Annotated in this window: 20 protein-coding genes, 1 pseudogene and 1 riboswitch; of the genes and pseudogenes, 8 read left to right on the top strand and 13 right to left on the bottom strand. The window is 47.5% G+C overall.

What is annotated here, in order from left to right; genetic code table 11:
- The first annotated feature begins 1 nt into the window (after position 1).
- Positions 2-3,310, top strand: a complete 3,309-nt coding sequence (locus V7R88_RS05515) for a WxL domain-containing protein (protein ID WP_214374384.1) — start codon at positions 2-4, stop codon at positions 3,308-3,310.
- Between the two features lie 278 nt (positions 3,311-3,588).
- Here the strand turns inward: V7R88_RS05515 and V7R88_RS05510 are convergent, their stop codons facing one another.
- On the bottom strand, positions 3,589-4,905 hold the full coding sequence (locus tag V7R88_RS05510; protein WP_338816547.1) for an FAD-dependent oxidoreductase: 1,317 nt from the start codon (positions 4,903-4,905) through the stop codon (positions 3,589-3,591).
- Positions 4,906-5,058: 153 nt separating this feature from the next.
- Here V7R88_RS05510 and V7R88_RS05505 point away from each other — a divergent pair, with 153 nt between their 5' ends.
- Positions 5,059-5,685, top strand: a complete 627-nt coding sequence (locus V7R88_RS05505; protein ID WP_003640242.1) for a TetR family transcriptional regulator — start codon at positions 5,059-5,061, stop codon at positions 5,683-5,685.
- 135 nt (positions 5,686-5,820) lie between these two features.
- Here V7R88_RS05505 and V7R88_RS05500 read toward each other — a convergent pair whose 3' ends face one another.
- Positions 5,821-6,462, bottom strand: coding sequence for a Crp/Fnr family transcriptional regulator (locus V7R88_RS05500; protein ID WP_152707000.1), 642 nt, complete (start codon positions 6,460-6,462; stop codon positions 5,821-5,823).
- Between the two features lie 88 nt (positions 6,463-6,550).
- Here V7R88_RS05500 and V7R88_RS05495 point away from each other — a divergent pair, with 88 nt between their 5' ends.
- Both V7R88_RS05495 and V7R88_RS05490 read left to right on the top strand, forming a co-directional pair.
- On the top strand, positions 6,551-7,114 hold the full coding sequence (locus V7R88_RS05495; protein WP_003640240.1) for a hypothetical protein: 564 nt from the start codon (positions 6,551-6,553) through the stop codon (positions 7,112-7,114).
- Positions 7,115-7,290: 176 nt separating this feature from the next.
- A pseudogene (locus V7R88_RS05490) lies at positions 7,291-7,851 on the top strand (nucleotidyltransferase family protein).
- 30 nt (positions 7,852-7,881) lie between these two features.
- On the opposite strand, the gene ribH reads toward V7R88_RS05490, so the two are convergent.
- Genes ribH through ribD form a run of 4 tightly spaced genes read right to left on the bottom strand, consistent with a single transcriptional unit; the run spans position 7,882 to position 11,244 of the window.
- Complete coding sequence (gene ribH / locus V7R88_RS05485) at positions 7,882-8,361, bottom strand: 6,7-dimethyl-8-ribityllumazine synthase (RefSeq protein WP_046038973.1); 480 nt, start codon at positions 8,359-8,361, stop codon at positions 7,882-7,884.
- Positions 8,358-9,572, bottom strand: a complete 1,215-nt coding sequence (ribA, locus tag V7R88_RS05480; RefSeq protein ID WP_152707001.1) for a GTP cyclohydrolase II — start codon at positions 9,570-9,572, stop codon at positions 8,358-8,360. The genes ribH and ribA overlap by 4 nt, the downstream gene beginning before the upstream one ends.
- Position 9,573: 1 nt before the next feature.
- Positions 9,574-10,176, bottom strand: a complete 603-nt coding sequence (locus V7R88_RS05475; protein ID WP_054399238.1) for a riboflavin synthase — start codon at positions 10,174-10,176, stop codon at positions 9,574-9,576.
- On the bottom strand, positions 10,177-11,244 hold the full coding sequence (gene ribD, locus V7R88_RS05470) for a bifunctional diaminohydroxyphosphoribosylaminopyrimidine deaminase/5-amino-6-(5-phosphoribosylamino)uracil reductase RibD (RefSeq protein ID WP_057717588.1): 1,068 nt from the start codon (positions 11,242-11,244) through the stop codon (positions 10,177-10,179).
- 158 nt (positions 11,245-11,402) lie between these two features.
- Positions 11,403-11,533: riboswitch (FMN riboswitch) on the bottom strand.
- 227 nt (positions 11,534-11,760) lie between these two features.
- On the opposite strand from ribD, the gene V7R88_RS05465 reads away from it, so the two are divergent.
- A complete protein-coding gene (locus V7R88_RS05465) occupies positions 11,761-14,310 on the top strand; it encodes a YfhO family protein (protein WP_080392728.1) in 2,550 nt (849 codons plus the stop codon).
- Positions 14,311-14,737: 427 nt separating this feature from the next.
- Here V7R88_RS05465 and V7R88_RS05460 read toward each other — a convergent pair whose 3' ends face one another.
- From V7R88_RS05460 to V7R88_RS14365, 3 genes are all read right to left on the bottom strand, one after another.
- Positions 14,738-16,774 carry a hypothetical protein gene (locus V7R88_RS05460; RefSeq protein ID WP_057717586.1) on the bottom strand — a complete coding sequence of 679 codons (2,037 nt, stop codon included), beginning with the start codon at positions 16,772-16,774 and terminating at the stop codon, positions 14,738-14,740.
- Positions 16,771-17,766 (bottom strand): glycosyltransferase family 2 protein, encoded by a 996-nt coding sequence (locus V7R88_RS05455; RefSeq protein WP_057717585.1) that lies wholly within the window; start codon positions 17,764-17,766, stop codon positions 16,771-16,773. The genes V7R88_RS05460 and V7R88_RS05455 overlap by 4 nt, the downstream gene beginning before the upstream one ends.
- Before the next feature lie 626 nt (positions 17,767-18,392).
- Positions 18,393-18,530: an LPXTG cell wall anchor domain-containing protein gene (locus V7R88_RS14365; RefSeq protein WP_015380221.1), complete on the bottom strand. Its 138-nt coding sequence runs from the start codon at positions 18,528-18,530 to the stop codon at positions 18,393-18,395.
- Between the two features lie 95 nt (positions 18,531-18,625).
- Between V7R88_RS14365 and V7R88_RS05450 the strand changes: the two genes are divergently transcribed.
- Complete coding sequence (locus tag V7R88_RS05450; RefSeq protein WP_057717584.1) at positions 18,626-19,066, top strand: nucleoside 2-deoxyribosyltransferase; 441 nt, start codon at positions 18,626-18,628, stop codon at positions 19,064-19,066.
- A 70-nt stretch (positions 19,067-19,136) separates the two neighbouring features.
- Here the strand turns inward: V7R88_RS05450 and V7R88_RS05445 are convergent, their stop codons facing one another.
- The 3 genes from V7R88_RS05445 to V7R88_RS05435 form a co-directional block, all read right to left on the bottom strand.
- The gene (locus V7R88_RS05445; protein WP_057717583.1) at positions 19,137-19,697 is read right to left on the bottom strand and encodes a hypothetical protein; all 561 of its coding nucleotides are present in this window, start codon (positions 19,695-19,697) and stop codon (positions 19,137-19,139) included.
- An 87-nt stretch (positions 19,698-19,784) separates the two neighbouring features.
- Entirely contained in the window at positions 19,785-22,223 is a 2,439-nt protein-coding gene (locus tag V7R88_RS05440) for a flavocytochrome c (RefSeq protein WP_057717582.1), read from the bottom strand.
- A gap of 2 nt (positions 22,224-22,225) precedes the next feature.
- Entirely contained in the window at positions 22,226-22,840 is a 615-nt protein-coding gene (locus tag V7R88_RS05435; RefSeq protein ID WP_003643097.1) for an NADPH-dependent FMN reductase, read from the bottom strand.
- Positions 22,841-23,183: 343 nt separating this feature from the next.
- Between V7R88_RS05435 and V7R88_RS05430 the strand changes: the two genes are divergently transcribed.
- Both V7R88_RS05430 and V7R88_RS05425 read left to right on the top strand, forming a co-directional pair.
- Positions 23,184-24,131 carry a LysR family transcriptional regulator gene (locus V7R88_RS05430; RefSeq protein WP_057717581.1) on the top strand — a complete coding sequence of 316 codons (948 nt, stop codon included), beginning with the start codon at positions 23,184-23,186 and terminating at the stop codon, positions 24,129-24,131.
- 185 nt (positions 24,132-24,316) lie between these two features.
- Positions 24,317-25,288 (top strand): S41 family peptidase, encoded by a 972-nt coding sequence (locus tag V7R88_RS05425; protein WP_057717580.1) that lies wholly within the window; start codon positions 24,317-24,319, stop codon positions 25,286-25,288.
- A 90-nt stretch (positions 25,289-25,378) separates the two neighbouring features.
- On the opposite strand, the gene V7R88_RS05420 is transcribed toward V7R88_RS05425, so the two are convergent.
- Positions 25,379-26,608, bottom strand: a complete 1,230-nt coding sequence (locus V7R88_RS05420) for a hypothetical protein (RefSeq protein ID WP_057717579.1) — start codon at positions 26,606-26,608, stop codon at positions 25,379-25,381.
- Between the last annotated feature and the right edge of the window lie 283 nt (positions 26,609-26,891).

Genomic DNA, 26,891 nt, shown 5'->3' with positions numbered 1-26,891 from the left:
CTTGCAACGACCACGAAGATTAATAACGGCTTGGCTCGGGTTACTCGTTCTCTTAATGAGTCTACTCGTTGTCAACGGCGGTGCCATTTATGCGACAGCGACCACCACGGCCACACCCATCAAATTCGAGGAACCACCCACGGAATTAGTGATTGGGCAACCTTTTACACTTCAGTTGGCCGTACAAGGTTCTCATGAACACCAAGTCATGGTCACGATACCTGAGGCCCTCACCGTTGACCAAACTAAAACCCGGCAAGCCAACAGGGCGAACCTCGCTGAGCTGGATTTTGATGCCGACAACCGGAAACTAACGTTGACACCATCTGATCCGACAGCCAGTACCACGTTCGATTTGGTATTGAGCGCTAGTGAAGCAAAGACCTACAAAGTGACTGCGGAAGCACTGATTACTGGGCCAGCATTAGCAACCACTGCCGATTCAGCTGTCGCCAGTAGTGAAAAACCGACGACCCACACCATGACCACTGAACCAATAACCTTCACCGTGGCCGCGGGCTCTGCAGTGGACGCACTTCCTGAAGAAACCGGTACTGAATCAGCACGTGAGGTCAGCAATGATGCCGAAAGCACCTCTTCGGCCAGTCAAGACCCGACCACTGACGATTCGTCAGCAACAGCAACACAAGCGGCTGCCACGAAACGCGATGACAACAATGCCACAAGCAAATCGTCCGAACAGTCGTCTAGTACCACAGCGACATCGGATTCGACTGCTGACAACGACACTGCTACTAGTCGCACAGCGCAAGCTGATTCGGAAGCAGAACGGACACCGCAAGCGACTAAAGCGACTGCCACTAAAGCCACTAGTGATATCACGACCGCCGCAATCGTGGTCAATCCAGATGGTAGCACGACCGTTTCGACTTACGATGATTTAAAATCAGCGTATACCAATACCGCCGTCACGACGATTAAATTGGGGGCCAACATTGCCCACACGTCAACAAGTACCACAGAATTAGGCACCCGTACCACCAGCCTGACCATCGACGGGCAAAATCACAGCCTGGATCCCGGCATCGGCAACTTCACATTGGGTTCCACAACCACGGCCCAGACAATGACAGTAAAAAACTTCAGTAGTATTCGTGGCGCAATTGCGAGTGGAACGAGTAGTGGTGGCGCCGCCGGAATCATTCAGAGCGGGACTGATAGTGGAACTAATGCTGGTGGTGCTCGCTGGACGATTACAGTGAGCGATTTAATCACCACCAGCGACGTTTACCGCCTCGTCAACGCTCCTGGTAATCAAGTCAATGTCAGTGGCGCAGTCACCGCAACAACCGTCGCTGAAAACATGATTACTGGTGGAATGACCTTTGCCGCCAGCAGTACCTACATCGGTCGCAAGGCGAATAGCAGTGCCGCCAACAAAGCTTTCTTCAACTTCACGGCAACTAGTACAGTCGGGACTGGAGACCGCAAAGTCACCATTGGTAGCGCTGCTAATGTTAACTTGCTAGGCAGCGCATCAGACGCGACTCGGGGTATTTTCTATGACCAGTATGATGCCGTCACGGTGGGGACCAACGCGATCCTGACCGCCAAGATGTACGGTAACGTCTATCGGGCAGAAACAGCAAACACGTTTACCGCCAACGCAGGCAGTAAGGTCACGTTTGAGAACTTAGCCACAACTAGTAGCAATGCACTCTACTACGTCACCCCGTTGATTCCGCTAAGCAACAACAGTACGTTTACTGTGACAGGTGGCGAGTTGTATATCACTAGCAGTGGTTCAGCCCCCATTTTTGGTGGCTACATGTCCGGTCTGAGCGTCTTGCTAGATTCCCCTAAGGCCTACGACATTAAAAATACGGACTTTGCAATTCTCGTTCAAACGGGTTCAATCGTCGAGACGACCATTAAAAGTTTCAAAATCACGAACAGTAACCTGAGTATCTGGTCATTGTCCCTACTGAACCTGCTGAGCGCCAGTGTAACCTATCAAGGGATCACTGCCATCGAACAGAATGGGGTCCTGATTACCAACAGTGGTAGCGTCTTACCGGGACTACTCACCTTCTCGGCGGCACGACGAATTGCGAACACCCTCTCGTTGCCGACTGTGCAATTCAGCTCACCGTATACGAGTGACTTGAACGCCCAGCTCGTCACCAATGCCGACAAGAAGGTCCGCGTTCGCGTTATCACCGGTTATACGGAATCGAATGGCACACAAACGCCGATTTACGCCGGAACGGGAACGGCAACCGTCAAGTTGACAGATGATCAGGGTGCAACGCAAAGTGGTACGACTGACAGCAGCGGTTACGTCAATTTCACCTTAAATTATTTTCCAACGGCCGGCGCGACGATGACAGCTCAAGCAACGACCACCTATACTTCAGATCCCGTCACCATAACCGTCCAGGATAAAACGCCGCCAACACCGGTAACCGTTAAAGATGGAAAAATCGTTGCCGATCAAAAAACGATTGCTAGCGGCTCCACGACGACGGCTGGTAACACACTTCGTTACACGGTTAACGGGACCGCCGCAGCTGATAACAACGGCAATGCCATCACCGCAACCGCTGCCAGTGATGGGAGTTGGTCCCTTGCGATGCCAGCCACTAAATTAAAAGCTAACGACGTCATTCAGATTTTTGTGAAAGATAGTGCGGGGAACGAAAATCCGGTCACCAGTACAACTTATCATGATGCCACGTTTGCCGCCGCTACCCAATACACCGTCGCACCGGCAATTGGCCCGACAGCACCAACTGAGCCCGAGCACCCTGGTACGACCAATACCAGTGGGAGCGAAAACACTGGGACCGGTAATACGGGCGAACTTCGTTTAGACTACGCGCCCAGCCAATTTAACTTTGGCAGTGTCACAACAAGTATGCAGCCTAAAACTTACGCCGCCCAGACAATCAACGGTGTCGCGAAACAGTGGCTCCAAGTTTCGGATAATCGGTTAGCAACTCACGGTTGGACCGTCACTGCCCGTCAGAACAGTCCTTTTACTAGTACTAGTGGCGCCCAACTCACCGGCGCGAAGTTACACATTCCTGCCGGGCAGACCTATAATGAACGCGCTACGGGCCAACTCAAAAGCTACGCGGTCGATCTCACAACCGCCGAACAACCCGTCTTTGCAGCCCCAGCAACGGCCAACGTGGGGAAAGACCTTTCAACCAACGTCTGGCAACCCACCCAAGTTCAATTGACCGTTCCTGGCAACACCGCCCAAGCGGGCCAAACCTATAACACAACCGTAACTTGGACGCTAACGGCTAACGTGACGAACCAACGATTAAATGTGCCAAACTGAGGCTCCTCGGCCGTACACCTTAAGTACTGGCCCCAACTCTAGCAATTGGAAGCGCGACTTCAAAGCACCATTAGACCACCACAATAATTGTCGATTTCATCACTTAAATTTGACCGTCGCTGGATTGCCCATCATTATTGATGACGCGACGTTTTTTTCCTGTGAGTTTCTAATTAGCTAATCATCAGCAGCCACTAGTTTTTCATGTCATATACTGAGCTTAAACAACACATCAACTTAAAATTGCCAAGTCCGTATAATGGGCTTGGCAATACAACCTAGTTAGTGGCTAAAGTTTGTAACGCCTGTAAACTAGCCGTACTGAGTACATCCACCGGCTGGCTTAATCCCGGTTGAAAGAAAAAGTCACCATAGGCTAATTGCTCGAGCGTTACTCCCATCTGGATTGCGAGCGAAACGGTATTGATGACCGCCGTTAATTCTGCTGTAGACATTATTTGTGCACCTAGTATCCGATGAGTTTTATCATAAAACAACTTAAAATGAACGGTCGCATTCAATCGAGCTGGTGCGGATGCCACCAATCGGGGAACCTCGATGTAAGTTGCTAACACTGGTTGTTGCATACGGACAGCTAGTTGCGTGTTTAGGCCCGTAGCAGCAAAGTAATATCCCGCCGCATTAAGCGCGGACGTTGCCTGAACGCCGGGAAACACAATTCGCTGATCCGTTAACAAGTTATGCGCTAATAACCGACCGGCATGACTGGCCGCGCTGCCTAAAGTGATCCGCTCTTTAGTACCCGTGGGCGTAAACCGAACTTTAGTCGCATCGCCAATCGCGTAAATATCTGGAACACTTGTTTGAAAATAATCATCCGTCTCAATTAATCCCTCAGAATCTAGCGTCAAAGTTCCCCGTAGCCATGCAGTATTCGGCCGATTGCCGACTGCGACAAGGACTAAGTCGGCAGCATACTGACCACGATTCGTTTGTACCGCTGTCACGTGTGTTGAACCTAATATGGCCGTCACCCGCTCTTCCATCTTTAATTGCAGCCCATTCTCAACACTCGCTGCAGCTAAAATTTGCGTAAATTCTGAATCAAGATTGTGACTGAATGGCCGAGCGTTCACATCAATAACAGTTACTTGCTTGCCGGTTTGTTTAAATAAGGCTGCAAAATCCATCCCAATATAGCCGCCTCCAATCACGACCACGTTTTTAATTGCTGCTGACTTAGCGGCCAATTTTAACTCATTGATGCTGGCACGGTTTTGAATCGATCGAACACCAGATAATTCGGCTCCGGGAATCGGTAACTGGATTGGTAACGATCCAACGCTCAATACCAATCGATCGTAATGATCAGTCTGTAATTGCCCCCGTTGATTACGAGCAGTAATCGTGTGGGTCGCTGGGGTAATTTTTGTGACCGTCGTTTGGTCGAATAGCGTCACCTGCTGGGACAAGGCCAACCGCTCTTTTTCAGCATCCGCCGGAGCCCAATCCAAAGCCGTCGCGAATTGCCCGTGCTCGTACCAATGAATCTCATTATCCGTATTAGCTGCTAATAAGCCATTGACCGTTTCGCGGCCGCCATGTGCAGCCCCGACAATAATAATTTTTGCCATATTTTCCGCCTCTGATTACTTAAATTATTGTTAACAACGCTATTTAAGATACACGTTGTCTTTAACTACAACAATCGTTTGGCTACGGAAATCACTATTATTAAGGCACAAAAAGCAGTAAACTGTTTCTAAAACCAATTAGGAGATCTTTTTGTGACCCAACTCAATCAACGTCGACGTGGCAACCGACTGGAAAACGCGATTTATGACACCACCTATACCCTGCTTAGTCAATACGGCCTCGACCAGGTCACTTTTTCACGAGTAGCCACTGCGGCCGCTACCAGCCGCAGTGTTCTTTATCGCTACTGGGATTCGACCTTTGACCTCATCTTTCATACTATTATTCATCAAATACAAAAGACTCCCATTGCACTTACGACCACGCCACTAGATACTGGCAGTCTCCGTACCGATCTCATTCTGTTAGCGCAACGCTTTATCCAACAAACTAGTACGGGGCCCTTCCGCTATTTTCGGCTATTGTTTGCCACAGCCTTGAACGCGCAGAACCAGCGCGATCTCACGCAGTTAGTGACTCAAATTGATCATGCCAACTTGACCCTGATCGAGCCACTTCTGACGAATGCACAAAACCACGGTGAACTTCAGATTTGGCCTAACCAAGCCGCACAATTAGTATTGTTTCAACAATTACGGTACTGCGACATCATCAACCAACCGATGAACACTGATCAGCAACTCACCAATCTCATTGATCAAGTCGTTTTGCCGGCATTGCGAGCAAGTGGCGTTGCTAACCGGCATTTTCATCATTAAAGAACCTCTTCCTCACAAGTCAAATAAAGTCTGATTTCCTAGCCCATACTGCGTTGGAAATCAGACTTTATTTTTAATATTGAACCAGCGTCACCCTTAACTAGCCAAAACCAGGCGACGCCCCCCTTTACCCGTCTAACAAATTGTAATCTGGCGCTTATTGACAATAATCTGCCCTTCAGCCGCCAATTGTTTGAACTGACGACTCAGGGTTTCGGGAGTAATCCCCAAAATATTCGCCAATTCCTTCTTCCTCAACGGCAATTCAAACTCGATTTGTCCGGATTCAACGGCACAATCGCGCAAATACGCCATCAAACGCGCTTTAGCATCCAGCAAATCTCGTCGCAATTGATTCTTCTCAGCTTCAATCAATTGATTCCCAAAGTTGTTGATCATCGCCAATGATAAACTGGCTGATTCACCTAATAATCGCTGAAAATCATCATATTGAATGGAACAGACCCACGCATCACTCGTGGCTTGAATAAACCCCTGATTCTCATGCGGTGCAAATAGCCAGTGTTGTCCGACGACATCACCACTACGCAACAACTCAATAATTTTCTCCTTACCATTAGCAGCTAGGGCATAAATTTTAGCCGTTCCCTCATCCAAAATGAGCATGCCTTCCTGATGGTCGAGTGGCTGACGAATCAACTGCCCTCTTTGATAAAATTTCCGGTGATGGGTCACCGTTATTAATTTGGCTTTCACCGCTGGCGCTAGCGGTGCAAATAATGGTGAACGACTCACACAATCCATTTTTGAATGCATAATTTCTCCTTTTCTTGATCTATATCAATTTTTATATGATTAGAATAGCATATACTGACCATATAATGAAGAACTGGAGGAATTATTCATGACTAAAAAATACGTTGCTAACATCGTCCCGCTGAACGCCGAAGGAATCGGTACTGCCCCCCACGGCACAGCGACTTTCACTGAAACTGGTAACCAATTACACGTCACCATTGAAATGTTCGATACCCCGGCCAACACGCAACACTGGGAACATTTCCACGGCTTTCCAGATGGCAAAGCGGCACAGATTGCGACCATGGCCCAAGATGTCAATCACGACGGCTTTGTAGACTTGCCGGAAACTGAACCCGTTTCTGGGACGACGATGGTCCCATTTGACAATGCGCCCCATCACATGGACGTACCGAATGATAATTACCCAGTTGCCGACGCGCAGGGCCACTTCGCTTATGAAATCGATGTGCCCTTAGGCGACCTACAGGCTAAGTTCAAAGAAGTCTTCGGTACCGATGACTTAGAACTAGACAAGCGGGTCATTTATATTCACGGCGTCCCACAAGACTTAGCCCTACCTGCATCAGTCGCTGGTGAAGTGGGCATGTATGATGCTCACGTCACCCTACCAATTGCAGTTGGTAAGATTGAGGTTACGGAAGACTAGGCAATTATTACTTAAACTCACAACCAAAAACTAAGACCGCTTACCACTATCAGTTAGTAGTGGTAAGCGGTCTTAGTTTTTTATGAAATCAGCAAAAGCAAATCCTTTATTTGAATTGCACGATATCATTACTATGTTAGACTATTTTTAACCAACATTAAATTGAGGTGTTTTCAATGACCAACGAACAACGAGTTATTCATATTATTAAAACAACTCCTGCTTTAATGACGATTCTTCAATTAATTCAAGACTGTCATTTAAAATAAGGCGCATTGGCGGCTGGTAGCATCCGTAATACTGTTTGGCAAGTACTCAGCGGGCAGCCAGTGATGTTCAACAGTGATATTGACGTCGTCTTTTTTGACCCTGAGCGACCAGCCAGCGATGATTTAAAAATCTATCAGCAACTTACTGATAAAGCCCCACAATACCAATGGCAAATAAAAAATGAGGTCTATATGGCACATTATAATTTTGATAAGGATCCCGAATTCACTTCCGTTACCGATGCAATTGGTCACTTTGTCGAAGTTCCAACTTGTATTGGCGCCTTTTTAGACGAAAATCAAATCAAGCTAATCGCCCCATATGGTGTAGACGATTTGATAAACTTTCGCTGTTCCCCAATCCCCTACTATCGCCAGGATGCCAAGCACATGGCAATCTATCAGCAGCGAATGGCACAGAAGCAGTGGCATCAACAATGGCCCAAGTTACAAATTGATGGTATTTGAAATATTATGCATACCCTTAATTTACGTCATTTAGGCCAAGTCAGCTTTTAATATTGCCCGCTGCACGTCCAACGTTTCTAACAAACTGACCGCACAGTCAGCACCCTTATTGCCACTCTTAAAGCCAGCGCGATCCATAGCTTGTTCAATGGTATCCGTGGTTAAAACGCCGAACATTATGGGCGTATCGGTTGCCAAACTGACGGTCGCAATCCCCGTCGTCACGCCACTACAAACATAGTCAAAGTGCGCGGTTGCACCCCGAATGACTGCCCCAAGTGCAATCACGCCATCATAGCGCTTGGTTGTAATCATTTTTTGAACCGTCAGTGGAATCTCAAAAGCTCCCGGTACCCAGGCCACGTCAATATCGATTTCATTGACCCCATGCTGTACCAAACTTTCTTGTGCCCCAGTTAAAAGTTGCTGCGTTACAAACGCATTGAAACGCGCCACGACAATCCCAATCTTAAGCCCGTTGCCATTAATTTTGCCGTTAAAAGTTGTCATTCGTGTCCCTCCGTTAGTGTGAGTTGATGATGAAATCGATCACGTTTTGTTTTTAAGTAAGCTTGATCGTACTGATTGGCTGGTATTTCTAAGGGGATCCGTTCAACAACATCAATCCCCGCTGCACGTAACTGCTCAACCTTATCAGGATTATTAGTCAGCAAACGAACCCGTGTAATCCCCATTTGGCGTAGAATTAATGCCGCAATATCATACCGGCGCTCATCCGGTTGAAAGCCCAACTGCACGTTCGCATCATACGTGTCAACCCCGTGTTCTTGGAGTGCGTAAGCCGCTAGTTTGTTAGCCAAGCCAATGCCGCGACCCTCTTGCCGTAAATAGACAAAAACACCGCGCTGAGCTTGACTGATCTTTTGGAGTGCGGCGTGTAATTGATCACCACAGTCACACCGCTGCGATCCTAAAACATCACCCGTAAAACATTCAGAGTGTAACCGCACTAACACTGGTTCATCGTCACTGATATCACCAGCTTGCAGTGCTACTGGCAACGCCGTATGACCGGGGACTTCGAAACCAGTCATCGTGAACTGACCATCCTTAGTCGGTAAGTTGACGCTCGGGGTCGTTGTTAGCTGGGCGGCACCCGTTTGAATCACGTAGGTGGTAATATCTTCGATGGTAATTAGCGGTAATTGTAAGCCCTCTGCCAAAGCTTTGAGATCACGGCGCCGCGCCATTAAGCCATTTTTCTTGATAACTTCACAAATATAGGCCGCGGGGGTCACACCTGCTAATTGTGCTAACGTGACGGCTGCTTCAGTATGACCACGCCGCGCTAACAATCCACCAGTCCGCGCAATCAATGGAAAAACGTGCCCGGGATGATAGAAATCAGCGGCCTGACTATTGGGATTGGCTAACGCTTGAATCGTGGTCGCCCGATCAGCTGCCGAGATTCCCGTGGACGTCGTCTGGTGATCCGTTGAGACTGTAAATGCCGTCCCAAACGCATCGTGTTCACTAGTCATCGGTGTCAAATGTAGTCGCGTGGCGATACTTGGCGCCATCGGAACACAGAGTAGTCCCCGTGCTGATGTAATCATCCGATTCACTGTCGCAGTGGTTGCTTTAGCGGCTAGGCCAACCATGTCTCCTTCCGCTTCGCGCGTCTCATCATCCGCAACAATAATCAATTCGCCCCGTTTTAATGCGGCCAAGGCCGCTGCTACCTTTTTCATTGTATCCATCTTAATGACTCCCCTCTAAAGCTAATTGCCGGGCCAAGTACTTGCCCAGAATATCCGTTTCTACATTCACCAGCGTTCCAACTTGTAACTCAGACAAGGTCGTCACCGCTTGTGAATGCGGAATTAAATCGACTTCAAACGTCGTCTCCGTGACAGCTACGACCGTCAAACTAACCCCATCAACTGCCACCGAACCTTTAGTGACTACTAGTGCGCGATATTCTGACGGTAAACTGATCAACAGACGCAGCGCGTGCGCATCAGATTGTCGCTGTAGCACTTGCCCACAGTAATCGATGTGACCCTGAACAATGTGCCCATCTATGTGCGCGTTCACTTGTAACGCACGTTCTAGGTTCACCAATGAACCGACCACAAGGATCTTTAAGTTCGTTCGACGCATCGTTTCAGGCATCACCACTACACTGAAAGCATCCGCTTGTCGGGTCGTTACCGTTAAACAAATGCCGTTCACCGCTATACTGTCACCAATCTTAAGATTCGGGGTCATCAGCGACGGTGCGGTAATCGTAAGGGTCATTTCCAACCCTTGTTGGTGTACTTGGCTGACGCGGCCCTTGGTTTGAATAATTCCAGAAAACATTTACTTAACTTCCTTTCGAACGGCCCGTAGCCGGATATTCGTCCCCAAACAAGTTACCGTTGGTTGTTCAAATGTCAACGGCGTCATCACAGCGGCCCCGGTGACGGCTGGCAAACCCGTCCCACCAATCATCATTGGTGCGATGTAGCTGACCCATTCGTCAATCAATTCAGCCGCAACAAATTCAGCTTGCAGATGAGCCCCACCTTCAACTAAGAGTGACTGCCAGCCTTGTTCGACACATAGTTGACTGATTGCAGCGGGTGTCCAGTTACCAATCAGGACGTGTACATTGGGACTGTTTCGAAGTTGGTCGTCACTAGCCGCAGCCTGACGACAAAGTAACCAGGTTGGGGCCTGACCGTCCTGAACAAGCCGGTGGTTTAACGCCACGGTACTCGTATTCAACACCACCAATCGAACCGGTGGCTGCACCATTGCCGTCAGTCGGACGGTTAATTGTGGATCATCAATCGTTAGCGTCCGTTCACCAATCAGAATTGCTTGAAACTGTGACCGTAAGCACTGACTATCGATATAACTAGCATGATTGGAAACCAGCGTCCGAGTCGGCGTTTCAGTATTAATTTTGCCATCAAGCGTTATCGCCATTTTCAGGGTGATCCATGGCCGCTGCTGCACATAAAAATGATTGTAGTGGGGGTTCAACGCGCGAACTTCGTCCGTTAAACAGCCCGTCACCACATCAACTCCGTGGTTCAAAAGATACTGACGTCCCTTACCACCCACGATTGGATGGGGATCTAATTGACCAATCACGACTTGCCGAATTCCAGCCGCGACGATTCGCGCACTACACGGCGGCGTCTTCCCATAGTGTGAACAAGGTTCTAGTGTGACAAATAACGTGGCCCCACGCGCCTGTTCTGGTGTGACCTGCCGCAGCACATCCACCTCAGCATGGTCACCGCCAAAATAATGATGATAACCTTGAGCTAACACGTGGCCGTCTTTGACTAATACCGCACCGACCTGGGGATTTTGGTACGTCGCCACCCCCGCCAATTTGGCTTGATCGATAGCCATTTGCATAAAATCAGTTAACATTGGTTCACCTCCAACAAGATAAAAAAACACCCAATTATCAAATCATCGATAATCGGGTGTGAAGTGTTCGCCAAATAGATTTCACCAGTAGGATCCAGCTAAATAAACCTACTTAAAGGTCGCCAATAGCCACTACTGCCTAGTAAAATTCAAGCAATAATTTTCTTCTCCCATCCAGACTATACTGTCGGTCCCAGACTTGCACTGGGTCCACCGCTCACGCGGGTCACGGACTTCAACTTACGTTGTTACCGTCGGTCGGGAATTGCACCCTGCCCCGAAGAAATCGTATTCAGTTTTCACCTTTTATAAAAACACTTTCTTAATCAATTGTCAATCACCCCTTTTAGTTTAACCTCGTGAACTGCTGTGTTAAACTGCTAGCAAACTTTATAAAAATGATAATGACTAACACTAATTTTTAACTTTTTTCAGAAAATTGTTCGCTTTTCTTAACTAGTTTTCAAGTTTCAGTACGGTACAATGAAATCATTCATAATATCGGAGTTGAATAAAATGTGGCCTAATTATCAAACAAGGCGCTGGCAAGTGGCAGTGACAGCTGGATTACTGTCCCTTGCTATCATGGGGATTGTCTTCGCAATTTGGGGGATCACGCCCTTCGGTAACCATAACTTATTAATTAGTGATATGGGTGGCCAATACTTATCATTTTTCACCGCGTATCGGCATGCCATTTTAACGCATAGTTTTCAATTATATTCATTTTCACAGTCATTAGGCGGTAACGCACTACCCACGATTGCTTACTATCTATTAAGCCCATTTAACATTTTGATGTTGTTGTTTCCGGCGGCCAATTTGCCAACCGGACTTAGTCTACTCATCATGTTAAAAATCAGCTTGATTGCGGTCACTATGACGGCTTTTTTACAAACGCATTTTCACACAAAGCGGTGGTCGACTGCCATTTTTGGTGTTGCTTTCAGCCTCTCTGGCTTCGTTGCCCTCAACTATTTTACGATCATGTGGTTGGATGCATTAATTTGGTTACCACTGGTCATTCAAGGACTCGACCACTTAATTGCAACTGGTCATCCCGGGCGCTTTTTCGGCTGGTTATGGGTCAGTATCGTCACCAATTACTACTTAGGCTATATGACTTGCCTATTTGTGATTTACTATTTTATTTATCAACTATTTGAACACAAACGCCCTCAGGACAGTCTTTGGCAAACTGTTCGTCATCAATTTTTGTTAATACGGCGCGTCGCAGTCACCATGCTACTCAGTGGGTTAAGCACGATGTTTGTCCTGATTCCCACTGGTTTAGGCATGCTGACTACGGCTAAATCTGCGGTCAAATTATCGAGCTACTTACCGGTCCCACAATTCGGTTTAGCTATTTTGAGTCAATTTGGCTTAGGTGCCGCCAATTTTACGACTCGGCTCGTACACGCACCGACCGTCTTCAGCAGTAGTCTGGTCGTCTTGCTGGCCCTAAGTTTCTGGGTGCAGCCCAACTTGACTAACGCTCACAAATGGCATGGCTTCGGACTATTACTTGCACTCTTCTTGAGTATGGACATTCGGACCTTAGATACGATTTGGCACATGTTTCAAACGCCCGCTGGTTTTCCATACCGCAATGCTTTTTTCTTTAGCTTTGTCTTGATCATGATCGCTTTTGAAGCCTGGTTAGCAGGCCCCCGGCGGATCGCCTTGCGCTGGCAATGGTTGTTACCGACACTCATGCTCAGTGCGCTGATATTAGGCTGGTTCGCCCAACGAACTGCTAAGCACCCCTTAACAACTTCAACGCTGGCGCTCAGCTTAGTCGCTGTCATCTTAACCGCAATTGCCTTATTCGCAACGGCGAAGCGATGGCAAACGCTCAGCTTGGCAGGTATCGTCGCCTTAGAATTAGGGACTAACAGTACCCTCATGATGGCGAAATCACCACTAGGGAATCAGGCTAAATTTGTAACTGCCTATCGAACCGAATACCGCCAAATGCAAGCCGTCAACGATCCTGATGGTCAATTATATCGCGTTGAAAATCAAAATACGCTAATCAATCAGGCCTACAATTATGATAGCAAGTATCGTAATTACAACGACCCGATGTTATTTAACTTTCACGATATTACCTACTACAGTTCAACTTTTGCGAACCAAACACGTCTCATGTTGAAGTCACTTGGGCTATTTTCTAAAAACGCCCGGCGTGTCAGTTCAGAAGGCCTAAATCCGGTCACTGATTTACTCTTAGATGTAAAATACGCTGTGCAATTAAACGCCGTGGGTCAAGCGACAACGCGGCTCCGTAGTCAAAACGGGTTAGGGTTTGCCGTGCCAACAGCATTTAGACAGTTAAAGCTTCGTCAGAATAGTGCCATTATCAATCAAGAACGCCTCTTACAAAGTTTGCGGCCATCGAAACGCGCCTATTTTGGCAACGCCACGACGCTCTCAGATCACGTCGTCCAAGATTCACAGGCCAAACACTATCCGTATTTGGATACGATTAAATTAAGGATGACCCGCACCGGGACGCTGTATTATAACGACACGACTCGTCAAACAAAGTACACCACGATGCGGGTCAACGGCCACTTAGTCCCGACTAAGTTCAATGCCAACGGTGAGTTAGTGCTCCGATCACTAGGTTATTTTGACAAAGGCGCTATTGTCACGTTAACGGTCAAACGCACCCAACCAACGCTTGGCACCCATGTCCACATCGCCAGCCTGGATCAAGCCCGGTTCAACCAAGTCAAACAGCAACTGCTATCCACGCGCTTTACACCGACTTACCACGTCTCGGGCATTCATACCGTGGTCAGTGGTCAAGTTACCAATCGCTCCAAGCAAAAATGGCTCTACGTTGCTATTCCAGCCGACAAGGGGTGGCGCGCCACGGTCAACGGCGTCAAAGTTACTCCTAAAACGGTCATTGGTGGGATGTTAGCCCTACCGATTCAGCCCGGTAAGAATCAGATTCAGCTAACTTACCACGTCCCGGGATTGCTGGGCGGACTACTGATTTCAATCATAAGTGGACTTAGCTTCATTCTTTGGCGTCAACGATATCGCCAGCATTAGAATCGTGTCAATCAAAACAATCGGACTGCCAAGCTATTCTGCTAGGCAGTCCGATTGTTGTTTTAATGGTCGCTGTAACTGCTAAACCAGTCGCGTTAATATCGGTTTTAGATAGGACACATTATGTTAGTCAAAATTAATTCAGGTTTCATCCAAAGAAAGACCCTATGCTCAGTAAAATCTAAGTTGATTGCCGGTTTAGTAACGAATGCCAGTGCGTTATACACTAAACGCGTGTACACCTGATTTTTAGCCTTGTCAAAGGTGGCATCTTCTCAAATAACGTGCTCAATTTGAACTTTCAAGTTAGTCTCTTCCCAACACTCGCGTTTGGCCGCTACTTAACGGCGATTATCTTTCGTTTAACCACAAATAAAAGTCCCAACACTGGCAACACCAGTTATTAAGACTTTCGATTCAAGTTTTATTATTCAGTTTCTGGCCGTAACCGACCTAACGCCAAAATGGTCGCCAGCGCCACACAGCCGACAACTGCTAGACTGGCGGCACCCGTTGTTAACGCGTGCGGCTTAATAAACTGCTGTTTTATCACGACTTGTAAGTACGCGTGCCGCTTAGCCGTCACCCGGCCTGTTAACGGGCTGTAGTTGGCCGCCATCACACCATACCGGACGGGCGTCTGACCAATGTTTTTAATCGCTAATCGCAGGTTGCCCGCCGCTGTCAACGGATAATTCAAAGTGGTCAGCTCATTGGCCGAGCCCCGCCACCGTTTGACAATATGCGCCCCCTTAGTCAAGGTAATTGTTACGCGCCCATGCGTCGCAACTGGCTTCAACCGTAAAACATTACTCTTACCACTAACGGCTAACGGCGTAGTAACAGCGTGACCCGGTCTAATTTTTTGCACCGTGGACACAACATAACGCCCATTTCCCTGATTGCCACGTACCACATCAGTAATCCGCGTCGCCTGACCCGTCTGCCACAAACTGGCCACACTGATTGCCGCCAATACGACGACCAACCACGTCAATTGGCGCCGCATTACTCGGTTAAGGTGCCACACCGGCAACTCACGACCACCCACAATACTGAGGAGCATCAATCCCGGTAATAGTGGCAACGCATAGCGCCCTTCTACTTCCCAGAGTCCGACATGAAAAGCCGTTAAACCGAGAATTGCCAGGGCAACGAACGTCACGGCCCACTCGCGCCGCCTCATCAAAGTCACGATTGCTTGCACCAACATTGTCAGGTAAATCGTTTGCGTCATTAGAACCAGCCAAAATTGAAGCTGGCGTTGATGATTCAAATACCAGCGGGGCGCACGAATCCACTGAGTGGTCAACTTAAAGCTATCAAAATCGCCAGTCGCCCAGAAGACCCGCATCTTTTTGAGCAAATGTACGAGGGTCCCCGTAACGCCCATCTGATGTAACCGCTGCTGAATTATTTGCTGGGTCTGTTGGCGCTTGGCCGCCGCAGTTGGCATCTGATTAACGCGCGCAAAATCGTCATGTCGGTACTCACCCGAGCTTTGGGGGTTCAAGCTCATCGCAATCCAGCTGGTTGCCGGTAAGGCGGCATCAGCTTGGCGCGTATAACCCGCTTGCTGTTGGGCAGTTCGCATCACCGCAAACATCACCCCGAGTGTCATCACTAAACTAACGAGCCAGCCTAACATTTGCCGACCACTGAATTGTCGTTGCCACCACAAGATGATCCCCATCAATACGAGCGTGAGCCAGAGCACAATGAGATTAGTCTTCATCACCACGCCCACGGCCACCAATAACCCATCACCAATCAAAACGCCCCAACGACGCCAGCCGGTTAAGCTTAGTCCGAGTGTGAGCAAGGCCAAGCTGTCTGGAAGTAGTGGCAAAACGAGGGCGTCCGTATATGCAAATAGTCCAAATGCGGCCACGGGAACACTGACGAGCCACAACAAACTAAATGAGACCGCCCCCGGTTGCCAGTAACGCCAACGGTTTAGTAAATATAGCCCACTGATTAGTCCGGTATCGATCCAGATAAAGCGGATGACATTTAATAATACCCAGGGCGTCTGCGTCAGTTTCATTAATGGCTTGAACAGATTCGCAACTAATAACGTAAAATTCACATTATTGGGATAAATCATAAAATAATGTTGCCAATGATGGCTGCCCCGCGCTAATAACAGTGCCTGCTGCCGAACGAAAAACGGGTCGGCCCGCGCCACGTCCACAAAACTAGTGGCAATCAACATTTGGACGATGGCGATTAAGCCGACCAGCCCAATCAACAGCCAACGATACTGACGAGATGATAACTGTTTGAGCACCTGCCGGCCAGCCATCGTCATGACCAATAATCCCAGAACCATGGCTAATTGAACGACCGGTGACGCCCAGTCCGGGTTGCCGAAGAAGTGAATCGGTTGCAACCACGCCATGCCGACTGCGACGACCAATACCGCGGCCGCCAGCCAATTGACGCTCTTAACTACGCCCTTCATCCGTGCACCCGTTGCGAATTTACAATAGCTGGCTGTTGAGTTGCCGTATAATCATCCGTTTCAATAATATAGCGGGGCCGGTGCTTGACTTCCGCAAAAGTTTTTCCGACATACTCGCCAACAATACTAATACCAATCAATTGCATCCCACCTAAAAACCATAGACTTGTCATGAGTGAGGACCAGCCACTCGTTGCGGTCCCTAGTAATCCTTGTATTAACGCATATAGCATCATCATCAAACTACCGCCACTAATCACCATACCGAACAATAAAATTACTTTAATCGGTGCGATTGAAAATGACGTGATCCCATCAAAAGCAAAAGCCACCATCTTACGTAATGGATACTTTGAAACACCCGCAAAACGTGGTTGGCGATGATAATAAAGTTTAGTTGTTGGAAAACCTAGTCGTGGTACGATTCCACGCAAGAATAAATTGGTTTCCTCATAGGTTAACAGTGCCTGAACTGCCCGTTGACTTAATAATCGAAAATCGGCGTGATTAGGTACTAATTGCACACCAATACGCTTCATTAGCCGATAAAAGCCGTCCGCGGTCCATCGTTTGAAAAGTGAATCACTACTTCGATCATTGCGGACACCTAATACAATATCACTACCAGCACGATAGCGTGCCACCATTTCTGGGATCACCTGTGGGTCATCTTGCAAATCAGCATCAATCGTAATGACTATTTCAGCAGTCGGACTGGCGACCTGCATCCCAGCCATCAACGCGTTTTGATGACCAAAATTACGACTAAACTTAAGACCCGTCACGGTTGAGTACTGTTTTTCCAACGACTTAATCAGTTTCCAAGTCTTATCTTGACTACCATCGTCAACAAATAATAACTTACTTGCCGCATTGACCTGTTTGTGTTGGATCAGATCCGTCAAAATACCATCCAAGATGTGTGCAGACTTAGGTAACACCGCTTCTTCATTGTAGCAAGGCACAATAATGGCTAACCGTGGATTTGGCATGCTAATTCCCCCAATATGACTCAAATAGTTTTACGAAATAACAATTATAATTGCAACTTTCGGTATCATTAGCGCCATGCGATTGTGGCCCAAATTAGACACTTAACGAAAAACATTCCGGTATCATTAATAACGCAGAATATCTGCCCCCACAACTATCCACGACTAATTTTATAATCATTAATGCCTGACACCCACAATCCTCAAAGGCAAGCTTACGACTATTACTGTAATTATTTATCTCAATCATCCAACCATTGACCTAGGCAACTGTCAGTGGTCACACAGCTCAATAGTTCAAATTGATAGTACCAATATCTTCCTCGCAATTCAAACAAAGCAACGATTTCGGTACCAACCATTAACAAATTATCCGAACTTAACCCCCGTGCTAGTACCACCCATTATTACGAACCGGTACAAAGAAAATGCGGAAATAACCTTGTGTTACGAACCATTCAGAATTCCAACCGAATCTTCAAAACCGATTTATTTAAGATTAAGTGACGGACTTATTATTAACCACAACAATCCATTTAAGCTCACAAAAATGGGCCTTCATAATTTCTGAAAGCCCATTATATAACTCTAAATCCATTGCATTCTAATTTCAGTCAAACAATAACTTATTTAGCTGGTAACCATACAAGCATCAACAACAATAAGGCAAGTCCAAGTATTGCAATGAGCAAGCTTTGGTGATTCTCGCTCGTTTGTGGTAACGTTACTGCCTTCGAAACTTGACCGGATTGATCTGTGGCCACAAGCTAGTAGTTAAAAACAAATTGACGTTGACCCCCAAAATCTCTAAAATTAAGCCATTAGTCTTTTTACTAAATTAACTTTAAGGAGTATCTTCATGGCACAAATTTATATTGCTAGTCCGTTTTTCAGTCCCGAACAAGTGACACGGGTCACACAACTTGAGGAAGCTTTAGCGCAAAATCCAACCGTCACGGATTTTTATTCACCACGTCTACACCAGGACGCTCAAGCCGAACAGTTCACCAAAACTTGGGCGACCGAAATTTTCCACCGTGACATGGCCCAAATTGCGGCCGCGCAAGTCATCGTGACTGTCTTAGACTTTGAAGCCAAAAACTTAGATTCTGGTACCGCCTACGAGCTAGGTGTGGCTACCATGCGCGACTTGCCCATCATCGCCTTGCAGGAAAAAGATGAGGCCGTCAACCTGATGATTACCGAAAGCTTACACTGGTATACCAAACAAGTCAGTGATTTTGAAACTTACGACTTCCAACAATTGCCCCAAGGCGACTTTGTCGGTGAAATTTTATAATAAAAAACGAAGCCAGGCTTTCGACTATTATCGAAAGTCTGGCTTCATATTTTGTCGTTCTTAACTTTACTTACCAGTGGGCCCCGATCGTCTGTTGCCAAGCAAAGTACGGGGTGCCCTTTGTCAATGCTTCAAATTGATCAGCCGTCAAATTGGGCCAGTCGATGTCACCGGTTGCCAATTGTAACGAATCGGTTAAGTGAAGATGAAAGTCGGTGATCCAAGCCAACAGCGGTTTCAACACTGACAAATCGGTATTTAACATCTGATAAGTAGCGGTATCGCTGGTCAACGTCACCGCCAATGTGTAACGGGCCTTCATTCGTACGCCATTACCAAGTTGCCGCACGATTGAGCGATACAATCCCAGCTCGACGTCCGTGATGACTGTGGGTATTGGCGCCAAGGTTTGAAAGACTGTGCCGCGCTCATCGGCCAAACTCAGCCGACTAGGCGTGATCGTCAAACGCCCATGAGCAGCCGCGCCCTCATTCAACGCTTTCAAGATAAACGGCGTCTTTTTGCGCGCGGTCGAATACTTGTGATCATTTAAAACAATCGTCATATAAGCTGGTTGGTGCGTAATATTGTCCGCAATGTTCGTCACCGCGACTGGCATTGGTTTTTGCATGTGATAATCTCCCTTGTCGATCTGCTTCTCTCTACGGTCGATTATACACTAACCCGACTCAACCAACGTAGCGACTTAATAATTGCCTTAGGCCGTCACCGGATCAACGTGCTCAGCAACGGCATGAGCAGCCGCGATTCGACCGAACGTAAAGATATCACTAAGCGAGTTACCACCTAGCCGGTTACCCGCGTGAATTCCGCCGGCTACTTCTCCCGCTGCGTATAGCCCGTCGATAATCTGACCGTCCGTATTTAAAACGTGAGCATCCGGATCAATCTTCAAGCCACCCATCGTGTGGTGGGTTGCTGGTTTACGCGGCGTTGCGTAGAATGGTGCCACGGCAACTTTCAAATCAAAGGCCGTCTTATGAAATTCAGGATCCTCGCCGGCATCAACGTAACGATTGTAATCCGCAATCGTCTTAGTCAGGGCTGCCGGGTCCATGCCAATTTGGTGCGCTAAATCTGTCAAAGTATCAGCACGGAACAAGGTCCCATTCGCCACCTGCTGGTCAATTTTAGCTTGGGTCGTGTTGTAAGCCGTCTTTTTAATTTCATCATCGGCAATTAGATAGAAGAGACTCCCATTATCAATGGCCGCCTGAGTTAACTCATCACGACTGCCGTACTCATTGACGAACCGTTTTCCTTGCTGGTTTACCATCACAAAGTTAGCCGGTGGCACTTGGAGCCCACTGAATAATTCGCCGGTCTCCGGATCAGATACCGGCATCATTTGTGAGAAGCCCATCCCAACTAATGCTGCACCAACACTAGTTCCTAGCCGAATCCCATCACCAGTCATTGCGGGTGAATTAGTCGTCTTGACATCATCATCGATGGCCGTCCAGTACGTATTGTACTTTTGTAACATTTTGGTATTCGCTGCGAAACCACCAGAAGCTAAAATCACCGCATCAGCATGGACAATCACTTTCTCATGAGCCGCATTAGTCGCAATGACGCCACGAACTTGCCCATCTGTCACCAGTAATTCTTTTACCGGCGTTTCCGTCATAATCGTACCACCCTGTTGTTCAACAAAGGCCCGTAAAGTCTTGATGTAAGCAAAACCTAGATCACCCATTGGCTTATGCCCGCGCCGCCAGATGGCTCCAACTGGCATTGTCACTTGGCTTTCATCAAATTTCACACCAATCGATTGTAACCACTTGACTGAATCCAGGGCGTTATCCGTCAATTCTTTTACCAAATCATACTGACCGTGAATCTCTTGACCGTTCAAATCAGTCCGTTGACCACCTAAATAAGTTTGAATTCGATGTAACAAGGTTGAATCAAATAAGGTGCCCTTTTGATTGGTATTGGCAGTCAGGTATGCGTCAATCTGCTGTTTCAATTTACGGAAATCAGCCCGATATTCAGGTGCAATTGTACTTTCATCACGCTCACTCAGATCCTTCAACGTTTGCTTTTCACCTGGCAAAGCTGCAAAATGTCGTTGCCAATCCGGATCAGCCGCATTCATGGGCCCCCCAGCGCGAACGGTATTACCACCGACAGCTGGGAATTTTTCTAGGACAACGGCTTGATGACCAGCCTGTAACACTTTGGCCGCTGCCGTCAAACCAGCCCCACCAGCACCAACCACTACGACATCAGTCGTCACTTCTCTGGCAGCAGGTTGAGCGACCTGCTTAGTCGCACGCCGTTTCTTCAAATCATCAGGATTGGCACCAGCTTCTTTGACCGCACGAGCGACCCCATCGATAACACCATGACTGGTAATTGAAGCCCCGGAAATCGCATCAACAGCGAGCGTTTGACCCGCAATAATCTCCTTGGGAATGCGTTCAAAAGCCACATCGGCAATCCCCTGCGTTTCACTACTAGTATCAATTTCAATATTTTCAATCCGGTCAGCGGAGAGGGTCACTCGCATTGGCAATTCGCCATTATGTCCAGTGGCCGTCACCTGATAAGTACCCGGGGCAAAGCTAAGCGCTTCTGGTGCCCGCATCTCGGCGACGATGGTCGCAAACTTCTGAAACTTTGCAAAACAACTGTCCAGAAAATCAACCGTCCCTTGCACCTTTAAATTACCTTGATCGTCAAAAGCCGTTTGGGCACGACCTAATAAGAATTCTGAACCGGGCATGACACTGGCGTTAACACCGGGAGCGTCTAAAATCTGGCGCAGGTGTAGTTGCGCGCGTGACGATCCTTGGACACTGTATGAAGCCCCAACAATCATTACTGCTTGCCCATCTAATGGGTGAATTTTGAATGATAACCATTCAATAATACTTTTCAACGCGGAAGGTACGGAATGATTGTGTTCCGGTGAGGCAATGATAACCCCGTCAGCCGCCGCGATTTTGGTGGCAAAGTTTTGAATGATGGTACTGTCAGTTTGATTATTCGATTCATCAAACATTGGGACATCAGTCAATTCTAAGATTTCAATTTCGGCTTGCGTCGCAAAATGTCGTTGCATAAACTCCAGTAACATCCGATTATATGAATGCTGAGCATTCGTCCCAACAATTCCAACAAATTTCATGTTTATTCCTCCCCAGTCACTTGTCGCCACGAGAACTGCTTACTCTTTTCGAAAAACTGACTCGACGGCATGATCTTATTCGTTAAATCCACAAAATCAATGAATTCGCCAAACGCATTGTCTAATTCCTGAACCTTATCCGGATAAGTCAGGTCACCCTGATCATCAAAAGCTTGTAGTGAACGGCCTAGTAAGTATTCAATATTCGGCATCACCAGTGCTTTTAATTCCGGTGCCTCTAAAATCTGGCGTAGGTGCGCTTGAGCACGTGAGGTTCCCAGTGAACCGTTCGAGGCCCCAACAATCATAACTGGTTTATTAATTAACGGCCGCGTGGTATATGACAGCCATTCGATCGCGCTTTTCAGTACGGCCGGAATTGAATGATCATACTCCGGCGTGGCAAAGATCACGCCATCTGCTGCGGTGATCTTATCACTGAGCTGTTGAATTGCTACTGGTGCTGTTCGGTCTTCCGGTTCATTAAAAGCCGGTAAATCTTTTATTTCACAAATTTCAATCGTGGCTTGTTGCTGAAAATGCCGTTGCATATATTGCAGTAACTGCCGGTTGGTCGATTTGGTTGCATTCGTCCCAACAATCCCAACAAATTTCATAATTTCAGATCCTTTCAGGATGATTTAAACAGTCGTTTTCGACGAGTAGCTACTGAATGATTGGCCACTCTTAATACTGATTAGTGTAAGTGAAAGCGCTGTGCTTGTGAAATATTTATTTATCTATACCCCGATAACAAATTTACTATGTCGACGATTCGCGTTAAAATTAATCATGTTAAAATGGTTGGTCATAATGCGGTTTAGCCACTATCGTCAGGATGTTGACCGAACTTATTGAACATGTTTTGAACGTCCTTATGGCGATGCAACTAACCCAACATGACCAAATCAGCAATCAAACGAATAATCACTTAATCACAATGCGAGAGGAAGGCGCTTTATGCCAAAATCAGATTCCAGCGAAATGCGACGGTTTTTAGATGTGTTGCTCAAGCACGGCAATTTTACCCGGGCGGCTAAAGATCTCTACATTTCACAACCTTACCTCACCCAAAGCATCCGCAACGTGGAAAAAGAACTGGGCGTCACCATCATCAATCGTGAAGTCACGCCACTGCGACTGACCACGGCTGGGCGGACTTATTATCAATATTTGACGGTGCTCGAAAACGAGAAGGATTACTTTAATAAGCAAATTAGGCAATACACGCATGCCAACCAACAAGTGATTCGGCTGGGCGTCTTATCTAGCCTCGGCTATTACTTATTGCCCCTGTTCCTACCTGCTTTTTTGAAAGCCCACCCGGCCACTAAGATCGAATTAACCGAAGATATCGCTAGTCGCAACGAACAGCGCGTGCTCCACGGTGAGCTGGACTTCTTAATTGGTCAAAACCCGGAAACCATCGCGCCGGGGCTTGAAAGCTATGACCGCGGTCGCGACGGGTACTACGCGATTATCCCGAACACCGTCAACTGGTACCAACCCCATCAGGCCTTCATTAATCCGGGAGCGTTACCCCTCAACGACCTGCTACAAGCGCCGCTAGTCTTGTCGCCCCACGGGTCATCGATTCGACGCCAAGTTGACTACTTATTACAAAAGCACAACGTGACACCGAATATCGTAATTGAGAGCACGAATACCGCCACCATCACCAAACTAGCCACCGCTGGACTGGGTGTTACCTTTTTACCAGACAGTGTGCATACCCAACCTGATCCAGAACGCTATAACATCTTACCCTTGCCCCAAGCGTTAATGTCCCTGAATTATTTCATTGCCTTTTCAGCTGAGCATTCACTGAACCAGGTGGAAAAAGACTTGGTGACGATCTTCTTAACCCAGTTAGAAGCCGATCTGGCACAATCGTCAACAATTTCATGATACAACAAATACCCATCTACTTAGCCGTTAAGACGGCCAATGTAGATGGGTATTTTAACAGGAACCATTATTTCAAAGACGCATCAGTTGAGATATGCTTTTCGTTGCGAAATTTTGACGCCACGCCTACAATTTAGCTAACCAATACATGCTAATCTAGTCACGAAAAGTAAGGATGGCTTATCATGATAACGAATAAATGCCGTTACGGACTGGTAGGTCTAATTTCGATAGTCCTAACGTTTGGTCTTTCCGCTTCTAATCGGCTCCGTGCGTCCTTCAACGCTACGCCGGCCATCACCTACATGTCAAAATATGGCATTATCAACCATCGCACGCAATGGCAAGCCATGCTGCATGCGACTGATCATGGTCGCAAAATCACGTCACTGACCCAACTCAATCAAATTCTGCGCGCTGCAAATTTACATTCATTCGCCGTCGCCAATCTCCGCCAAGTCGAACATGCCACCCGTCCGACCAAGACAATGAGTGCCGGCCTCACCATCATCAATGTGCCAGCATTTTACAGCAGTCAGCACCAATTACAAAAACAGTATTGGACACAACTCCAGCACCTGATTAAACAAACTAAGCCGACAACCGATTTAATCTTAAACTTCGCAGCAAATACTGGTGGTAGTTCGGCACCGATGATTGCTGGCCTGGCCACCATCATTCCCGACGGCACCCTCTACACCGGCATCACGAACCATCATCGCAACCGGCCGCGTGTGATGTACCATGGCCGCATCACTGGTGGACTTGGTCAAGATGACTTTAACTTTTCGCAACCAACGGCGGCCCACTTTCGTCATATTTATGCCATTATTGGTAACCAGACAGCGAGTGCCGCGGAGGTGACCATCATGGCGCTAAAACGTAACCCGCACGTTACTTTAGTTGGGCGTTCTTCCGCTGGATATACTAGTCTCAATGGTGGCGTCTTTTTAAATACCGCCGTGGCCGTCATGACGATTGGCACGCTCAAAGCGACCGTCAAAATCCATGGTCAGCAATACTTCAATAACCAGCCGTTAAAGCCAGACATACCAACGTTATGTCAGCCATTGGCACCATTACAATTAGGCCAATCGCCCCATTTAGATGCCGACTTTCTGTCCGAGTTACGAACCATCATGAAGCACTACCACTGACGCCCCGTCCTTTCAGCTTCAACTACTAGATTCACAAACTTCAGCCTAGTCAATCGGCACTATTGTGATTCAGTTAGCCGTTCAGCTGCACTAAAAAATCAGCTTACGCATCCACCGCCATCCCCAAATTACAATTGTAATCAGAATAGCTGTGACCAGCCAAGCGACTAACACGATCCCAATACTGACGGTGGCTGCCAGTGCACGGTTCGCCATCTTCACAGTTGCCATACCAGGCACACTCTCAGGCCGCAGTACACCGTAAGCGACTAAGCGCATTGCAATCAAAACGGTACTATAACTCGCACCAAGTTGCCAAGCTGGCCGAGCCGCGCCATCTTCTTCACTCTCGTCTTCATAGTCGTCCGCCGGATCAAACCGTCGGGCCCACTGTTCAGTTGTCAACGGATCTGCTAAATCCCAGTGTTGCCAGGCATCCGTCCAGTTGGCTGTCGTCTCATCATTGAGGGCGTCATCGAGCGTGCGTTGCATCAATTTATTCTGCAAAGTTGCCTTGGCAGTCAAATCACCGTCCCACTCAAGCTGATCGAAGAACTCAATCGCTAACGACAAGCCCTGCATGGGCGTAATTGCGGCCGGATCAATCTGACTTTTCGCCACCAGCTGTGACCATTGCGCGTCCAAATCTCGATCAGCACTTTTTTGCCATTGTTCAAGTTGGTTAACCAATTCAAAAATCTCAAAAGAGTCCTCAGTATCCTGGTACTTATCGAAAAAGGCCCACATCACGGCTGGTAATTGTTCAGCAGTCAACGTCGACGGGGCGGCAGACTCCGGATGCATGCTCTGACGATGTGCACGCCACACTTGCCACCCGGCACCACTGACCTGAGTGGCCGCCCGTTTACCAATTTCTTGCAGATATTCCTGATCTTGTGCCTGCAAAAACGCATTCATCGCTGCATAGGCTTGAACTTCTTCTAATTGACGTTCAGGTCGTACTCCAGCTGGCAGCACTAATTCATCCTCTCCGTCGGTCTCATCAACTTCATGTTCAGCATGATCATTGGGCGTAAGCACGGCCCTAACTGCCCGCTTCCATGCTTGCCACATTGGATCATCCGCCGTTACCTCATAAATTGCCCCGGCTTGCATCCGATTTAGTAGTGACTTGACGGCGTCATCGATTTCATCGTCGTCAAATTCATCCTCAAGTCCCAGATAGCTAGTTTCCAACCAACAATCCGCGAGCCAATAAAATGTCGTTACATATGCTTCTTGTTCGTTCATCCCGATAATCTCCCCTAATGCGTGCAATTTTAAATCATTTGTCTCTGTGACGGTCCCGTCACGTGCCACAGTTGCCGGATTATCGTTTAATCAATCAGTCTGGCCGCTAGATTACGCGCATCGTGCACGCCAATACTACTCAACGTGCCCTAATTCAACACGTATGCAATGGTCAACGATAACAACTAATCACTCGTAGTAACTTATCATGTCAGGATATTAATTGCAATTAAAATTTTTATTTTAGCTTTAATGACGGCCCACGCTAATTAATGGTGCAACGTCGCACCCCCCCAATGGAATTCATCATCAAAAATAAAGATCACAAAAAAACTGTTAAAATCATTGATTT

Source organism: Lactiplantibacillus argentoratensis (genome assembly GCF_037290055.1).
In the GTDB taxonomy this organism is placed as follows: domain Bacteria; phylum Bacillota; class Bacilli; order Lactobacillales; family Lactobacillaceae; genus Lactiplantibacillus; species Lactiplantibacillus plantarum.
The sequence above is the reverse complement of the archived record's forward strand: the minus strand, read 5'-3'. Positions and strand labels throughout refer to the sequence as shown.

What these genes read in the sequence shown, in the direction of transcription:
- V7R88_RS05510 (WP_338816547.1), bottom strand. Translation starts at nt 4,905, where the DNA reads ATGGCAAAAATTATTATTGTCGGGGCTGCACATGGCGGCCGCGAAACG.
- V7R88_RS05500 (WP_152707000.1), bottom strand. Translation starts at nt 6,462, where the DNA reads ATGCATTCAAAAATGGATTGTGTGAGTCGTTCACCATTATTTGCACCG.
- V7R88_RS05495 (WP_003640240.1), top strand. Translation starts at nt 6,551, where the DNA reads ATGACTAAAAAATACGTTGCTAACATCGTCCCGCTGAACGCCGAAGGA.
- ribH (WP_046038973.1), bottom strand. Translation starts at nt 8,361, where the DNA reads ATGACAACTTTTAACGGCAAAATTAATGGCAACGGGCTTAAGATTGGG.
- ribA (WP_152707001.1), bottom strand. Translation starts at nt 9,572, where the DNA reads ATGGATACAATGAAAAAGGTAGCAGCGGCCTTGGCCGCATTAAAACGG.
- V7R88_RS05475 (WP_054399238.1), bottom strand. Translation starts at nt 10,176, where the DNA reads ATGTTTTCTGGAATTATTCAAACCAAGGGCCGCGTCAGCCAAGTACAC.
- ribD (WP_057717588.1), bottom strand. Translation starts at nt 11,244, where the DNA reads ATGTTAACTGATTTTATGCAAATGGCTATCGATCAAGCCAAATTGGCG.
- V7R88_RS05465 (WP_080392728.1), top strand. Translation starts at nt 11,761, where the DNA reads ATGTGGCCTAATTATCAAACAAGGCGCTGGCAAGTGGCAGTGACAGCT.
- V7R88_RS05460 (WP_057717586.1), bottom strand. Translation starts at nt 16,774, where the DNA reads ATGAAGGGCGTAGTTAAGAGCGTCAATTGGCTGGCGGCCGCGGTATTG.
- V7R88_RS05455 (WP_057717585.1), bottom strand. Translation starts at nt 17,766, where the DNA reads ATGCCAAATCCACGGTTAGCCATTATTGTGCCTTGCTACAATGAAGAA.
- V7R88_RS05450 (WP_057717584.1), top strand. Translation starts at nt 18,626, where the DNA reads ATGGCACAAATTTATATTGCTAGTCCGTTTTTCAGTCCCGAACAAGTG.
- V7R88_RS05445 (WP_057717583.1), bottom strand. Translation starts at nt 19,697, where the DNA reads ATGCAAAAACCAATGCCAGTCGCGGTGACGAACATTGCGGACAATATT.
- V7R88_RS05440 (WP_057717582.1), bottom strand. Translation starts at nt 22,223, where the DNA reads ATGAAATTTGTTGGAATTGTTGGGACGAATGCTCAGCATTCATATAAT.
- V7R88_RS05435 (WP_003643097.1), bottom strand. Translation starts at nt 22,840, where the DNA reads ATGAAATTTGTTGGGATTGTTGGGACGAATGCAACCAAATCGACCAAC.
- V7R88_RS05430 (WP_057717581.1), top strand. Translation starts at nt 23,184, where the DNA reads ATGCCAAAATCAGATTCCAGCGAAATGCGACGGTTTTTAGATGTGTTG.
- V7R88_RS05425 (WP_057717580.1), top strand. Translation starts at nt 24,317, where the DNA reads ATGATAACGAATAAATGCCGTTACGGACTGGTAGGTCTAATTTCGATA.